This window comes from Streptomyces sp. NPDC006798 (assembly GCF_040635975.1).
Classification (GTDB): domain Bacteria; phylum Actinomycetota; class Actinomycetes; order Streptomycetales; family Streptomycetaceae; genus Streptomyces.
The window spans coordinates 1-13,520 of record NZ_JBEYIS010000071.1 but is presented as its reverse complement, the minus strand read 5'-3'; the positions used below and the strand labels follow the sequence as shown (position 1 = coordinate 13,520).

14 protein-coding genes are annotated in these 13,520 nt (G+C 71.5%); 8 read left to right on the top strand and 6 right to left on the bottom strand.

Annotation, left to right across the window (positions count from 1 at the left end; all coding sequences use genetic code 11):
• Positions 1-56: 56 nt before the first annotated feature.
• Positions 57-239, top strand: a complete 183-nt coding sequence (locus ABZ714_RS31590) for a DUF6104 family protein (RefSeq protein ID WP_019075209.1) — start codon at positions 57-59, stop codon at positions 237-239.
• A gap of 452 nt (positions 240-691) precedes the next feature.
• On the opposite strand, the gene ABZ714_RS31585 is transcribed toward ABZ714_RS31590, so the two are convergent.
• Positions 692-1,519 carry a hypothetical protein gene (locus tag ABZ714_RS31585; protein WP_358828784.1) on the bottom strand — a complete coding sequence of 276 codons (828 nt, stop codon included), beginning with the start codon at positions 1,517-1,519 and terminating at the stop codon, positions 692-694.
• A 180-nt stretch (positions 1,520-1,699) separates the two neighbouring features.
• On the opposite strand from ABZ714_RS31585, the gene ABZ714_RS31580 reads away from it, so the two are divergent.
• Positions 1,700-2,620, top strand: a complete 921-nt coding sequence (locus ABZ714_RS31580; protein WP_358828783.1) for a hypothetical protein — start codon at positions 1,700-1,702, stop codon at positions 2,618-2,620.
• A 1-nt stretch (position 2,621) separates the two neighbouring features.
• Positions 2,622-3,629 carry a helix-turn-helix transcriptional regulator gene (locus tag ABZ714_RS31575; RefSeq protein WP_358828782.1) on the top strand — a complete coding sequence of 336 codons (1,008 nt, stop codon included), beginning with the start codon at positions 2,622-2,624 and terminating at the stop codon, positions 3,627-3,629.
• Between the two features lie 37 nt (positions 3,630-3,666).
• Here the strand turns inward: ABZ714_RS31575 and ABZ714_RS31570 are convergent, their stop codons facing one another.
• From ABZ714_RS31570 to ABZ714_RS31555, 4 genes are all read right to left on the bottom strand, one after another.
• Positions 3,667-4,251: a Clp protease N-terminal domain-containing protein gene (locus tag ABZ714_RS31570; protein ID WP_358828781.1), complete on the bottom strand. Its 585-nt coding sequence runs from the start codon at positions 4,249-4,251 to the stop codon at positions 3,667-3,669.
• Entirely contained in the window at positions 4,251-4,460 is a 210-nt protein-coding gene (locus tag ABZ714_RS31565) for an HTH domain-containing protein (RefSeq protein ID WP_358828780.1), read from the bottom strand. Before ABZ714_RS31565 ends, ABZ714_RS31570 begins: the two co-directional genes overlap by 1 nt.
• A gap of 95 nt (positions 4,461-4,555) precedes the next feature.
• On the bottom strand, positions 4,556-5,518 hold the full coding sequence (locus tag ABZ714_RS31560) for a zinc-binding dehydrogenase (protein ID WP_358828779.1): 963 nt from the start codon (positions 5,516-5,518) through the stop codon (positions 4,556-4,558).
• A gap of 1,050 nt (positions 5,519-6,568) precedes the next feature.
• A complete protein-coding gene (locus ABZ714_RS31555; protein WP_358828778.1) occupies positions 6,569-7,816 on the bottom strand; it encodes an NADP-dependent malic enzyme in 1,248 nt (415 codons plus the stop codon).
• Between the two features lie 654 nt (positions 7,817-8,470).
• Here ABZ714_RS31555 and ABZ714_RS31550 point away from each other — a divergent pair.
• From ABZ714_RS31550 to ABZ714_RS31535, 4 genes are all read left to right on the top strand, one after another.
• A complete protein-coding gene (locus tag ABZ714_RS31550) occupies positions 8,471-9,457 on the top strand; it encodes an ABC transporter substrate-binding protein (RefSeq protein ID WP_358828777.1) in 987 nt (328 codons plus the stop codon).
• Between the two features lie 57 nt (positions 9,458-9,514).
• Complete coding sequence (locus ABZ714_RS31545; RefSeq protein WP_358828776.1) at positions 9,515-10,522, top strand: amino acid ABC transporter permease; 1,008 nt, start codon at positions 9,515-9,517, stop codon at positions 10,520-10,522.
• Positions 10,523-10,527: 5 nt separating this feature from the next.
• Positions 10,528-11,280, top strand: coding sequence for an amino acid ABC transporter ATP-binding protein (locus ABZ714_RS31540; protein WP_358828798.1), 753 nt, complete (start codon positions 10,528-10,530; stop codon positions 11,278-11,280).
• A 280-nt stretch (positions 11,281-11,560) separates the two neighbouring features.
• Positions 11,561-12,211 carry a CGNR zinc finger domain-containing protein gene (locus ABZ714_RS31535; protein WP_358828775.1) on the top strand — a complete coding sequence of 217 codons (651 nt, stop codon included), beginning with the start codon at positions 11,561-11,563 and terminating at the stop codon, positions 12,209-12,211.
• On the opposite strand, the gene sodX is transcribed toward ABZ714_RS31535, so the two are convergent.
• Complete coding sequence (sodX, locus tag ABZ714_RS31530; RefSeq protein WP_358828774.1) at positions 12,094-12,531, bottom strand: nickel-type superoxide dismutase maturation protease; 438 nt, start codon at positions 12,529-12,531, stop codon at positions 12,094-12,096. The genes ABZ714_RS31535 and sodX overlap by 118 nt on opposite strands.
• A 182-nt stretch (positions 12,532-12,713) precedes the next feature.
• Here sodX and sodN point away from each other — a divergent pair, with 182 nt between their 5' ends.
• Complete coding sequence (sodN, locus tag ABZ714_RS31525; RefSeq protein WP_358828797.1) at positions 12,714-13,109, top strand: superoxide dismutase, Ni; 396 nt, start codon at positions 12,714-12,716, stop codon at positions 13,107-13,109.
• Positions 13,110-13,520 lie beyond the last annotated feature (411 nt).

Sequence of the window (13,520 nt, the reverse complement as noted above, 5' to 3'; positions counted from 1 at the left end):
CGGGCGCGCGGCCGTAACCTGAAGAGGTAGTCCCCCATCCGTCCCGGGAGCATGTCTTGTACTTCACCGATCGCGGCATCGAGGAGCTGGAGAAGCGGCGCGGCGAGGAGGAGGTCACCTTCGAGTGGCTCGCCGAGCAGCTGCGTACCTTCGTCGATCTCAACCCGGACTTCGAGGTCCCGGTGGAACGCCTGGCGACGTGGCTCGCGCGCCTCGACGACGAGGACGACGACGAGTAGCCCTCCGGGCGAGCTCCAAGACCCGGGCCGCGCCCGGCGGCCTGATCTTGTTCGCGGCCTGCGGACCGCCTGTGGCTGGTCGCGCAGTTCCGCCCCCTATGCCTTCGGCAATGGGGGGACCCCCAGCGCCTTGGCCCTCCGGGGCACCGCCCACTACCCGGGCCGCGCCCGGCGGCCTGATCTTGTTCGCGGCCTGCGGACCGCCTGTGGCTGGTCGCGCAGTTCCCCGCGCCCCTGGTTGCCCTCCTGACCGCCCTTGTGAAGGAGCCCTTCCAGGGAGGGGCGGAGCCTTTCCGGGGCGGCGCCGGGGAGAGCATTTAGGGGCGCGGGGAACTGCGCGACAAGCCACCGACCGCGCGCGGTCGCCCGACAACACCCACCCGGCAGGACGGAAGGCGCGGGCCTCACCCGGAGGGCGGCGCCCCCTCCGCAGGCGGCTCGGCGGAGGAGCTTCAGACGCGTGGGGAACTCCGCGAGCAGCGACAGAGCAACAGACCCTGAGCCGTGAGGACCGCTCCCGCCACCGCCCAGCCGCTCCGCCCCGCACTCCGGCCGCCCCGCAGGGCCCAGATCGTCAGGGGGACACCGACCGCGATCTGTGCGGCGCCGAGGACTTTGGGGCCGGTCCGGTCGCGGGGCTCGCGCAGCCAGTGGTCGAAGCTCTCCTCGACGGCGTGCAGTTCGGTCCGTACGGCGTCGCGCCAGCCCGCCCACTCCACGGTCTGCGCGCCGCGCGCCGCGGCGACGGCGTGCAGCCTGGCGGGGGTGCGTCCGGGGACGAGTCCGGGCGGGAGTTCGAGCCCGGCGCGGGAGAGTACGGCGAGCAGCCCGCGCAGCCGGTCGGCGCCGTCGGCGTCGGGGTTCTCCCGGGTGAGCGGGGCCAGCGCCTGGACGTCGATGACGGGGTCGAGGCCGAGCCGGGCGGCGAAGGTGGTGATCGCCTCGTCCTCCCCGGCCGGGGTGCCGTCGGCGAGCCAGACGTAGCCGACGGGACGGCGGAATCCGGATGCCAGGGTGAAGCCGACGCGTTCGGTGTCCCACCAGAGCGCCAGTACGGGTCTGCCGAGGCCGACCGCGACGGCGAGGGCGACGGCCCAGCCCGCGACGACCCGGTCGACGGGTTCGCCGTCGTCCCAGGCGGCGCCTTCGGGGACGAGAGCGCTCCATTCGGCGCCCGCGGGGACGAGGAGCTGCGGCTCGCGCAGCAGCTGGGCGGGGGAGCGTACGGCGGAGGGCTCGGCCCGGCAGAGGAGCAGAGCGCCCACGGCTGTCGCGTTCATATCTCTCACGCTAGGCCACTCACCCGGGTTTGACCGGTTCTGCCCGGCAGCCGGGCGAGCGGGCCGGGGTGCCGTACGGCCCGGAGCAACCAGAACTCACGATATAGCGTCTCCTCTGCCAGACGCGATATATTGCGTTGTAGCCCCGGTGGGATCCGGCCGTTACGGGAGGTCAAAGCGATGACAGTATCGACATGGGAGGTCTCGGAGCCGCGCAGGCTCGACTTCGACGCCCCCGTGACCGCGCTCGACGTTCGGATCGTCAACGGAACGGTGAACGTCGTCGGCACCGACGGGAACTCCGCCCGGCTGGAGGTGTCGGCCGTCGAGGGCCCACCGCTGATCGTCACCCGGGACGGCGGACGGCTGACGGTCGCCTACGAGGACCTGCCCTGGAAGAGCTGGCTCAAGTGGCTCGACCGCAAGGGCTGGCAACGGCGGGTCGCGGTGACCCTGACCGTACCGAGGGACGCCGCCGTGGACGTCGGCACCGTCGGCGCGGGCGCGGTGGTCTCCGGGATCGCGGGCGCCACCAACGTCCGGGGCATCAGCGGCGAGACGACGCTCGTCCGGCTCTCCGGGCCGGTCACCGCCGAGACCGTCACCGGCGCCCTGGAGGCGCAGTCCGTCACCGGCGCGCTGCGGTTCAACTCGGTCTCCGGCGATCTGACCGTGATCGAGAGCGCCGGGTGCCGGGTCAGGGCCGAGACCGTCAGCGGCGATCTGGTGCTCGACCTCGCGGCCCGCGACCGGGACGAACCGGACGGGATCCCGGGCCCGGCCGCCCCGACCGAACTGACGCTCTCCACGGTCTCGGGTGAGGTCGCGGTCCGGCTGCCGTATCCGGCGGACGCCCGGGTGACCGCGGAGACCTCGGGCGGCTCGATCGCCAGCGCCTTCGACGCCCTGCGGGTCACCGACGCCTGGGGGGCGAAGAAGATCTCCGGAACCCTCGGCGCGGGAACGGGCTCTCTGAAGGCGACATCCGTCTCCGGCTCCATCGCACTGCTGCGCGCCCCGTCGGCGCCCTCCACGGGGACCGCCGGGACCGCCGGGAGCGCCGGGCCGACGCCCCGGGACACCCGGAAGAAGGTGCTCTGACATGCCCCCCGTCTTCGCCCACGGCAGGCTGCGGCTCTATCTGCTCAAGCTCCTCGACGAGGCCCCGCGCCACGGCTACGAGGTGATCCGGCTGCTGGAGGAGCGGTTCCACGGGCTGTACGCGCCCTCGGCGGGCACGGTCTACCCCCGGCTGGCCAAGCTGGAGGCCGAGGGCCTGGTCACACATGCCACCGAGGGGGGCCGCAAGGTCTACTCGATCACCGAGGCGGGCCGGGCCGAGCTGGCCGGGCGCAGCGGTGAGCTGGACGATCTGGAGCGGGAGATCAGGGAGTCGGTCTCCGAGCTGGCGGCGGAGATCCGCGACGACGTACGCGGCGCGGCGGGCCGGCTCCGTAACGAGGTACGCGCGGCGACCTCCCGGACCAGGACCGCGTCGGACTCGTCCAAGGAGGAGTGGCGCAAGGCCACCCGCGACTGGCAGGAGCAGATCCGAAAGGCCCGCGAGGAGGCCGGTCAGGCGCGCCGCCAGGCCAAGGAGGCCCAGGACATGGCGCGTACGGAGGTGGAGCGGATCGCCCAGGAGGTACAGGACCACTTCACCCGGGGCGACTGGCCGAACGGGTTCCAGGACGGGCTCTCCGATCTGGCGACCCGGCTCTCGGTCCGGCTGGGCGGGGCGGCGCGGACGCCGCGGGGGTGCGGGTCCCCGGAGTCGTCCGAACCGTTCGAACCGTCCGGGGGCGAACCGTCCGGGACCGAACCGTCGAAGTCGGCGGAGACGGAGGGATCCGCAGGGGCTCCGGAGCCGTACGAGGCCACGGAAGCCGCGCCGCCGCCCGACTGGCCGGGCGATCTGACGTCCACCGGCGACCCGGCCCGGGACCTCGACCGCCTGCTGGACCGCTTCCGCGACGACATCCGGGACGCGGCGCGGGACCACGGCGTCACGGAACCCCAGCTCGGCGAGGCCCGCCGCCATCTGTCGACGGCGGCGGCGCATATCGCGGCCCTGCTCCACCGGGGCGGGAAGCCCGGCGACGACGGGTAGCCGGCCGGGACGCCGCGACGGTCGGGCGATACGGCGGTCAGGCGGTACGGCGGAGGTTCCCCCCGGCTCCGCCGCCCTCGCCGAACATCGCCCGTTCCACCGTCGTATACGTCGCGCCGTGGTCGGCGAGGACCTCCGCGACCACGCCGTGCCCCGCCGTCAGGGCCAGCAGTACGTGCTCGCCGCCGATCCGCCGGTCACCCCGGCCCACGGCGATCCGCAGGGACTTCGTCAGGGCGTTCTTGGCGGCCGGCGAGAAGGGACGGTGGTCCCGGAGCAGCCGGCGGCGGACGAACCCGGCCGGGGCGAGCGCGGCCCGGCCGTGGGCCGCCTCCGCGGTCTCGACCACCCGGTCCACATCGATCCCCAGCCCGGCCAGAGCCTCCGTCTCCGAGCGGGAGAGCCCGCCCCGGCGCCGGGCGTCGCCGAGGGCGGACTCCACGGAGGCCCGCCGGTCGGCGACCCCGAGCGCCGCGAAGGCGAAGGAGGTACGACTCCCCCGCTGGTCGAGGAGGGCCAGCAGCAGATGTTCGTCGGTGACGGACGGCTCCCCCGCGCGTCGGCAGTGCCCGACCGATTCCGTCACCACGCGACGGGCCTCTTCGGTGAATTGCTCGAACATCAACGCCTCCCGTGTTTCTTGTGCACGGCCTGCCGGCTGACCCCCAGCTCCGCGGCGATCTCCTGCCACGACCAGCCCTGGTTACGGGCGCCGCGGACCTGGACGGCCTCCAGCTGCTCCAGCAGCCGCCGCAGCGCGGCGACCGCCCGCAGCCCTACCCGGGGGTCGCGGTCGCCCGCGCGCTCGGCGAGATCGGTTGCCTCAGTCATAACTGTCAATCTAGATTGACACCCCCCGGGCGTCAACCTTGATTGACGGCGGTGGGCGGGCGGCGGTGCCGGGACGGCCGTGCGGCGTCGGCGGATCAGGGCGTGAAGACGATCTTCCCGAACAGCTCGCCCTCCGCCATCCGCTCGAACCCCTCCCGGGCCCGGGACAGCGGAAGCACCCGGTCGATCACCGGCCGGACCCCGGTCGCCGCGCAGAACGACAACAGATCCTCCAACTCGTCCTTGGAACCCATCGTCGAACCGACGACCTTCAGCTCCAGGAAGAAGATCCGCGTCAGCTCGGCATGGGCGGGCCGGTCACCACTCGTCGCACCCGAGATCACCAAAGTGCCGCCGGGACGCAGACACTTCACCGAATGCGACCAAGTCGCCGCGCCGACCGTCTCGATCACCGCGTCCACCCGGCGGGGCAGCCTGGCCCCCGGCTCGAACGCCTCCTCCGCGCCCAGCTCCACCGCGCGGACCCGCTTGACCGGGTCACGGCTCGTGGCGTACATCCGCAGCCCGGCGGCCCGCCCCAGCACGATCGCGGCCGACGCGACCCCGCCGCCCGCGCCCTGCACCAGCACGGAATCACCCGGCCGGACACCCGCGTTCGTGAAAAGCATCCGGTACGCCGTCAGCCAGGCCGTCGGCAGACAGGCCGCCTCCTCGAAGCTCAGCTCCTTCGGCTTCGGCAGCACATTCCACGCCGGTACGGCGACCCGCTCCGCGAAGGTCCCCTGATAGTGCTCGGTCAACAAGGACCGGGGCTCCCGGGGGCCCACGCCGTGGCCGCTCTGCCCGATCACCGAATGCAGTACGACCTCATTGCCGTCGGGATCCACCCCGGCGGCGTCGCAGCCGAGGATCATCGGCAGCTTCCCCTCCGGCAGCCCGACACCCCGCAGCGACCAGAGGTCATGGTGATTGAGCGACGCGGCCCGAACGGTGACGGTGGTCCACCCCGCCCGCGCCTCGGGCTCGGGACGCTCCCCCAGCCGAAGGCCGTCGAGCGGATTCTCACGATCGATATGTGCGGCATAGGCGGCGAACATGCCCCGACAGTAGGGGGGCGGGAGGCGGGGAGAAACCCGCCTCGCCTGTGACGAACGCCTCCCGCTGTGGGGTTCCTGGTCCCGGGGGCCCTTCGCGCTCGGGTTGCCTGTGCCAGGCGGGTCGCTTGGCCTCGCGCCCCCGGGCGCCTGGTGCCGGGGCTCCCCGCCTCGTGCGGGGCCGTTCGCGCCTCAGGCACCGGCGGGGGCGCCTCCCGCTGTGGGGTGCGCCGCGTCGGGGCGCCTGGTGTGGGGCTGCCCGCCTCGTGCGGGGTCTTCGCGCCTCAGGCGCCGGCGGGGCTGTTGACGTTGTGACCGTTGCTCCAGCGGTATGCGGGCGGTCTTGTTCTGTGGCGGGAGGGTCGGTGGCCTCCGGGCTCACCTCCTCACGGACGGCGGAAGTGAGGGTCTTCTTTAGGAGACCCGTTTCTTTTCCGCCATCCTCCCCCAAAGCTGCCTTGGGGGGGGACCCCCAGGGGGCGACCCCGCACCCCCCGACCACGCCGACCGCACCTGCCCCCTGGTGCTGAAGCCCGTCCCGGGGAGGGGATGCTGCCACCTGGTGTCGGTGGTCCACCCGCTGGCCGGTGGCGGGTTGCCCGCGCAGTTCCCCGCGCCCCTGACGGGGCCCGTCCCCCTTTACGAGGGCGGTGCCGGGGAGGTGGTCAGGGGCGCGGGGAACTGCGCGACAAGCCCACTACGGCCCGCGGTCGAAACACCACCGGCGGAGGCACCACCCCCCGCCCGGAGGGCGCCCCCATCGCAGGGGCGGAAAGCAGGGGATCCAGGGGCTCGGGGAACTGCGAGACCTGCCACAGACGGGCCGCAGACCGCGAACAAGAATCAGCCGCCGGGCGCGGCCCGGGTCGTGGCGCTCACCCGGAGGGCCGAGGCGCCGAAAGCGCAGCGCGGGGCCCGGCCCCGGTGGCGGGGGCACCGGGGCCGGGCCAGGCGGTCCGGGAGACGGGTTACCCCACAGCGGGAGGCGTCTCCGCGCGGGGCCCGGCCCGGTGACGGGGGCACCGGGCCGGGCCAGGCGGTCCGGGAGACGGGTTACCCCGCGGCGGGAGGCGTCTCCGCGCGGGCCGCCGCCGCGACGGCCGCGGCCACTGCGGGGGCCACCCGCTCGTCGAACGGGGACGGGATGACATAGTCCGCCGCGAGCGCGTCGCCGACGACGTCCGCCAGCGCGTTCGCCGCCGCGATCTTCATGCTCTCGGTGATCCGGGGGGCCCGGACCTGGAGCGCCCCGGCGAAGATCCCGGGGAACGCGAGCACGTTGTTGATCTGGTTGGGGAAGTCGCTGCGGCCGGTCGCGACGACGGCCGCGTACTTGTGCGCGATGTCGGGGTGGACCTCGGGGTTGGGGTTGGCCATGGCGAAGACGAAGGAGCCGGGTGCCATGGAGGCGACGGCCGCCTCCGGCACCGTGCCGCCGGAGACGCCGATGAAGACGTCCGCTCCGGCGAGCGCGCTCTCCAGGGAGCCGCCGAGCCCGGCCTTGTTGGTGAGTTCGGCCAGCTCGCGCTTGACGGGGGTGAGGTCTTCGCGGTCGCGGCTGACGACGCCCTTGCGGTCGGCGACGGCGACGTCGCCGATCCCGGCGGCGAGCAGGAACTTGGCGATCGCGACGCCCGCCGCGCCCGCGCCGGAGATCACGGCGCGGAGTTCGCCCAGCTCGCGCCCGGTGAGTTTGGCGGCGTTGCGGAGCGCGGCCAGGGTGACGACGGCGGTGCCGTGCTGGTCGTCGTGGAAGACGGGGATGTCGAGCCGCTCCTGGAGCCCGCGCTCGATCTCGAAGCAGCGGGGCGCGGAGATGTCCTCCAGGTTGATCCCGCCGAAGGAGGGGGCCATCCGGACGATGGTCTCGATGATCTCGTCGGTGTCCTTGGTGGCGAGCGCGATCGGCACCGCGTCGACTCCGCCGAACTGCTTGAAGAGGATCGCCTTGCCCTCCATCACGGGCAGCGACGCCTCGGGACCGATGTCCCCGAGTCCGAGGACGGCGGTGCCGTCGGTGACGACGGCGACGACGCCGGACTTCCAGGTGTAGTCGTCGACCAGTTCGGGGCGTTCGGCGATGGCGCTGCAGACCTTGGCGACGCCGGGGGTGTACGCGAGGGACAGATCGTCCTTGTCGCGGAGCGGCACGGTGGCCGTGACGGCCATCTTTCCGCCGCGGTGGAGCGCGAACACCGGATCGAAGGGCTCCTCGGGGGCCGCCGCACCGGCCTCCTCCGTACTACCGGCGGCGCCGGTGACCTCGCTGTCGCTGCGAGGATTGACAATCTCCGCTGCCATTGGGTTGACCCCTTAAATCTTCATCGGTTGAGGGTTTCCGCTCCTGGTGAGGAGGGTTGAGCGGGCACCGTGTACGCACCCGGCCCCGGCGGTCTGGTCCGCCCGGCCGAAGCAGCCTCGTACACGCGGGCGCGCCGCACACGCGCCCTGAGCCCCGGATGAGGGGTGTAACAGTCCTTCTTACCGGAACGTGACCGTGAAGGACGAGTCCATATCGCGCCAGGCGACCCGAATCGATATGACACGTCGTCCCTCACACCGAAAAATCATGACACGCCGGTTTCCGGCGCCGAATGGCGGCCATACCTGTTCCATGGCAGCAGATCTTCCGGCCGGAAGGGATGATTCCCGCGAATGGTCCGGTCGCTCGGTACCGGCCTGCGGCGTCGGGGGTCTCCCGTTATCCGATTTTGACATGCGCGGGCCCCTGAAGGTGCCCGTCCGAATGGCAAGATGCCGGAAACACACAAGGTCGCGGCGGTCGAAGACCTGCTCGAAGACCCGTTTCCCGGCCTGCCGGGAGCGCGTCCGCGACCCGCGCGCCCCCGGTCGCGCACGCGGCTCGTACACCACCCGTACGCGCTCCGTACGCGACCAGAAGATCCGTACGCGACCAGAAATGGCTGCCCCCTGAGACTCCGGAGGATCCCCGACATGACCGCACGCTCCATGCGCACCCCGACCACCGCTCCGCACCGGAAGTCCCGCTCCTCCCGGTTCGCGGCGGTCGGCGCCGCCGCGGTCGCCGGTTCCCTGCTGCTGCTGACCGGCTGCGGCGACCAGACCGACAGCGGTTCCAAGGAGAAGGCCGGCGGCGACGGCGCCTCCAGCAGCGCGCCCCTTTTCGGCAAGCTGCCGGAGAAGTACCAGAAGTCCGGTGTCATCAAGGTCGGCACGAATGCCGAGTACGCCCCGATGGAGTCGGTCGAGAACGGCAAGATCGTCGGGGTCGACCCGGATATCGCCGCCGAGCTGGGCAAGAAGCTCGGGGTGAAGTTCGAGTTCACCTCCGGCTCCTTCGACGGGCTGATCACCGCCCTCAACACCGGCCGTCATGACATCGCGATGTCGTCCATCACGGACAACAAGCAGCGCCAGGAGGGCCTGGACGAGAACGGCAAGAAGCTCGGCAAGGGCGTCGACTTCGTCGACTACTTCCTCGCCGGGACCGCCGTCTACACCAAGAAGGGCAACCCCCAGGGCATCAAGTCCATCGGGGACCTGTGCGGCAAGACGGCGGCCGTGCAGCGGGGCACGACGTACGAGAAGGCGCTCCAGACCCAGTCGAAGGCGTGCAAGGACGCGGGCAAGCCCGCCGTGAAGATCGAGCCCTTCGAGAACGACACGGAGGCGCAGACCCGGGTGAAGTCCGGTGGCGCGGTGGCCGGTGTCAACGACTACCCGGTCGCCCTCGACCTCTCCCGCAAGGCCGACAACGGCAACGCCTTCGAGGTGGTCGGCGACCAGATCGACGCCGGTCCGTTCGGGATCGCCGTGAACAAGGACAACACGGCGCTGCGGGACGCCCTGAAGGAGGCCGTCGACGCGATCATCGCGGACGGTTCGTACGCGAAGGTGCTGAAGAAGTGGGGCGCCGAGAGCGGGGCCATCGACAAGGCCGCGATCAACGGCGGCAAGTGACATCCGCCGTTCCACCGCTCGTAACTCCCCGAACGACTCCCCCGAAGGGCAGTCACCGTGACTGACAGTACCGACAGCTCGCGCCCGGACATGTTCGTGAAGTCCGCGGACCTCGCGGACCGTACCCCCGGCACCGGCTCGGCGGCGGACCCCGACGGGTCTCCGCCGCCCGAGGCGATCAAGGCGATCCCGGTCCGCCACCCGGGCCGCTGGATCAGCGGTGTCGTGGTCATCGGGCTGCTGGCCGCACTGGTCTACGCGTTCGCGACCGGCGACATCAAGTGGGGCACGGTCGGCGATATGGCCTTCGACCAGCAGGTGGTCGAGAGCGCCGGCAAGACCCTGTGGATCAGTGTGCTGGCGATGGCGCTGGGTGTGGTGCTCGGTGTCGTCCTGGCCGTGATGCGGCTCTCGAAGAACCCGGTGACCAGTACGGTCGCCTGGCTCTACATCTGGTTCTTCCGCGGCACCCCGGTCTACGTCCAGCTGCTGCTCTGGTTCAACCTGGCGCTGATCTTCAAGTATCTGGACATCCCCGGCGTCTACCGGGACGAGATGACGGACGTCATGACGCCGTTCATGTGCGCCCTGCTGGGGCTCGGCCTCAACGAGGCCGCGTACATGGCGGAGATCGTCCGGGCGGGCATCACCTCGGTCGACCAGGGCCAGACGGAGGCGTCGCAGGCGCTGGGCATGACCCAGTCCAAGACGATGCGCCGGGTGGTGCTGCCGCAGGCGCTGCGGGTGATCATCCCGCCGACGGGCAACGAGTTCATCAATCTGCTCAAAACCTCGTCCCTGGTCTATGTGGTGACGTACGGCGAGCTGATGCGGACCACGTCCCAGATCGGTTCGACGTCGTACGCGGTGATGGAGATGCTGTTCGTCGCCTCCCTCTGGTACATCGTGATGACCAGTGTGTTCAGCGTCGGCCAGTACTACCTGGAGCGGCGGTACGCCCGCGGCTCGCAGCGCGCCCTGCCGCCCACCCCCTGGCAGCGCGTCAGGGCCAATCTGTTCTCCGGCTCCGGCCGTCGTACCACCGCCGCGGGAGGCGCCCGATGAACGCCATGGTGAAGGCCGAGGGCGTCCACAAGTCCTTCGGCGCCGCCCATATCCTCAAGGGCATCGATCTGGAGGTGGCTCCCCGGGAGGTCTTCTGTCTGATCGGGCCCTCGGGCTCCGGCAAGTCGACCTTCCTCCGCTGCATCAACCATCTGGAGAAGATCAGCGCCGGGCGGCTGTACGTCGACGGCGAGCTGGTCGGCTACCGGCAGAAGGGCGACAAGCTCTACGAGCTGCGGGACAACGAGGTCGCCCTCAAGCGCCGCGACATCGGGATGGTCTTCCAGCGGTTCAACCTCTTCCCGCATATGCGGGCGGTGGAGAACATCATGGAAGCGCCGATGCAGGTCAAGGGCGAGACGCGGATCGTGGCCCGGGAGCGGGCGCTGCGGCTGCTGGACCGGGTGGGCCTGGCCGACCGGGCGGAGCACTACCCGTCGCAGCTCTCCGGCGGGCAGCAGCAGCGGGTGGCGATCGCCAGGGCACTGGCGATGGAGCCCAAGCTGATGCTCTTCGACGAGCCGACGTCGGCGCTCGACCCCGAGCTGGTGGGCGACGTACTGGACGTGATGCGCGATCTCGCCGAGGAGGGGATGACGATGATCGTGGTCACCCATGAGATGGGCTTCGCGCGCGAGGTGGGCGACGCGCTGGTCTTCATGGACGACGGCAAGGTGGTCGAGTCCGGCCATCCGCGGGACGTACTGACGAATCCGGCGCACGAGCGGACGAAGGCGTTCCTGTCGAAGGTGCTCTGACCTGGCGGAACGCATCGGCGGGGGCGGTACGGGGATCTCCGTACCGCCCCCGCCGCACGTCCGGACCGGCTCCCCGCAGTACGTCCGGGCCCCCCGCCCCCGCCGCTCCGGCCCCGGGTCGCCGCCGGGCGGCCCGGCGGACATCGCCGAACGGCGTGCGGCGGGGGCGGCGAGTACGGGATCCTGGGCGGCGAAGGCGGCGCCCGTAATACCCTGATCCGAGAATCGCCCATTACGCTCCCCCGCCCCCGACCCCAGACCACCCCCGTAAGGACTACTAGTGGAACTGGCCTCTTACGCCGAAGCTGCCGTACGCCTGGTCAACACCGAGGAGCCCGGACGCGGCAAGGACGCCCTCACCTCGGTGGAGGCGATCCGGGTGCTGTTCGGCCCCGACTCCCAGGCCGCCCGCCGGGCCGGGGACGCGGACGTGACCCGGTTCCGGGCCGTACGAGGACGGCTGCGGGCGGTCTTCACCTCGGCCGCCGAGGGCGACGAGGTCGGCGCGGTCGACCTGCTCAACTCCCTGCTGCTGGAGTTCCCGGTCAGCCCGCAGATCTCCGGCCACGACCAGCGGGACGCCGACGGCCGCCCGGACTGGCATATGCATCTGGCCGAGCACCCCTCGAACGCCACCGCCGGATACGCCGCGATCGCCGCGATGGGCCTGGCGATCCATCTCACCCAGTACGGGGTCGACCGGCTCGGCCTCTGCGGGGCCGCGCCCTGCCGCAACGCCTATCTCGACACCTCGACCAACCGGTCCCGCCGCTACTGCTCGGACCGGTGCGCCACCCGGGCCAACGTGGCCGCCTACCGCGCCCGCAAGCGCCGCGAGACCGAAAAGAGCGAGGAGAGCACCGAACAGTCCGAGCGGACCGGCCGGACGGCGGAGAACAGCCACCGGACCGTCGCGCGCCGCCGGCGCTGACCCGGCTCCGGGGGCCGGTACCGGGCCCGGACCCGGGCGAGCAGCAGCTCCGGCGGGACGGCACCGAACACCCGGCTGTCGCCCTCGGCACCCGGATTGTCGCCGAGTACCCACCAGCCGCCGTCCCGCCGCTCCATCACACGTTTCACGATCAGCAGGTCCTGCTGGAGCGGATGGCGCAGTACGGCCACGTCCCCCGGCCGTACCCGCGCCCCGTAGTGCACCAGCAGCCGGTCCCCGTGGCGGAGCGTCGGGTACATCGAAGGACCCGTCACCTCCGCGAGACCGAACGGCGCCGCCGCCCGCTCCGGCTCACTCATCCGCCACCTCCGTGTCCCGGTCCCGCCCGGCGCCTCCTCCGGGCACGCCCCACGGTACGTTCCGCCGGGGGTCCGACGGCGCCCCGGACTTTTGTCGTAAGCCTCAGGGCCAGCCGCGAAAACCGTATCCCCACGGAGTAATGTCCACTCCTGAGAAGACGATCACGAGGAAGGACTGCTCCATGCTCTCCCGCCTGTTCGCACCCAAGGTGAAGGTCAGCGCCCACTGCGACCTGCCCTGCGGTGTCTACGACCCCGCCCAGGCCCGTATCGAGGCCGAGTCGGTCAAGGCCGTCCAGGAGAAGTACCAGGCCAACGAGGACGCCCACTTCCGCGCCCGCGCCACCGTCATCAAGGAGCAGCGCGCCGAGCTCGCCAAGCACCACATCTCGGTGCTGTGGAGCGACTACTTCAAGCCCCCGCACTTCGAGAAGTACCCGGAGCTGCACCAGCTGGTCAACGACACCCTCAAGGCCCTCTCGGCCGCGAAGGCGTCCACCGACCCGGCGACGGGCCAGAAGGCGCTGGACTACATCGCCCAGATCGACAAGATCTTCTGGGAGACCAAGCAGGCTTGATCGCCTCCGGCCGGCCGGACCCGCGCCTTCGCGGGTCGCGCCGGTCAGCTTTCCGCACCCGGTCCGCGGCCCGCCGAGCACGGCGTCCACAACGGCCCGGGTGCGGTCTGTTTCCGGCCACGGAGACGCGCCGGACCCGGTCGCGAGCACCCTCAGGGCTGTCCCGTAATCCCCGGCGGGCGCACGACGACGGCTACGGCACTTCACCGCGTTGTCGAATCGCCCGAATACGCCCAGTACGAGGACGGCTCTCCGCCGTGCGACGCACCGCGTCTGACGCCGTGCGCCGATCCGCCGCGGATTACGGGACAGCCCTTACTGATCTTTTCGTAAGTTCGGTGGGTGTGGTGGGTGTGTGGGTGGGAGGCTGTCGGGGTGGCTTATCAACCTTCCTCTCCGGTTGCCGGCTCC

Excerpts from the sequence above, each read along its gene's own strand:
- sodN (WP_358828797.1), top strand. The coding sequence starts at position 12,714 with ATGCTCTCCCGCCTGTTCGCACCCAAGGTGAAGGTCAGCGCCCACTGC.
- ABZ714_RS31575 (WP_358828782.1), top strand. The coding sequence starts at position 2,622 with ATGCCCCCCGTCTTCGCCCACGGCAGGCTGCGGCTCTATCTGCTCAAG.
- ABZ714_RS31585 (WP_358828784.1), bottom strand. The coding sequence starts at position 1,519 with ATGAACGCGACAGCCGTGGGCGCTCTGCTCCTCTGCCGGGCCGAGCCC.
- ABZ714_RS31540 (WP_358828798.1), top strand. The coding sequence starts at position 10,528 with ATGGTGAAGGCCGAGGGCGTCCACAAGTCCTTCGGCGCCGCCCATATC.
- sodX (WP_358828774.1), bottom strand. The coding sequence starts at position 12,531 with ATGAGTGAGCCGGAGCGGGCGGCGGCGCCGTTCGGTCTCGCGGAGGTG.
- ABZ714_RS31570 (WP_358828781.1), bottom strand. The coding sequence starts at position 4,251 with ATGTTCGAGCAATTCACCGAAGAGGCCCGTCGCGTGGTGACGGAATCG.
- ABZ714_RS31565 (WP_358828780.1), bottom strand. The coding sequence starts at position 4,460 with ATGACTGAGGCAACCGATCTCGCCGAGCGCGCGGGCGACCGCGACCCC.
- ABZ714_RS31550 (WP_358828777.1), top strand. The coding sequence starts at position 8,471 with ATGACCGCACGCTCCATGCGCACCCCGACCACCGCTCCGCACCGGAAG.
- ABZ714_RS31555 (WP_358828778.1), bottom strand. The coding sequence starts at position 7,816 with ATGGCAGCGGAGATTGTCAATCCTCGCAGCGACAGCGAGGTCACCGGC.
- ABZ714_RS31560 (WP_358828779.1), bottom strand. The coding sequence starts at position 5,518 with ATGTTCGCCGCCTATGCCGCACATATCGATCGTGAGAATCCGCTCGAC.
- ABZ714_RS31580 (WP_358828783.1), top strand. The coding sequence starts at position 1,700 with ATGACAGTATCGACATGGGAGGTCTCGGAGCCGCGCAGGCTCGACTTC.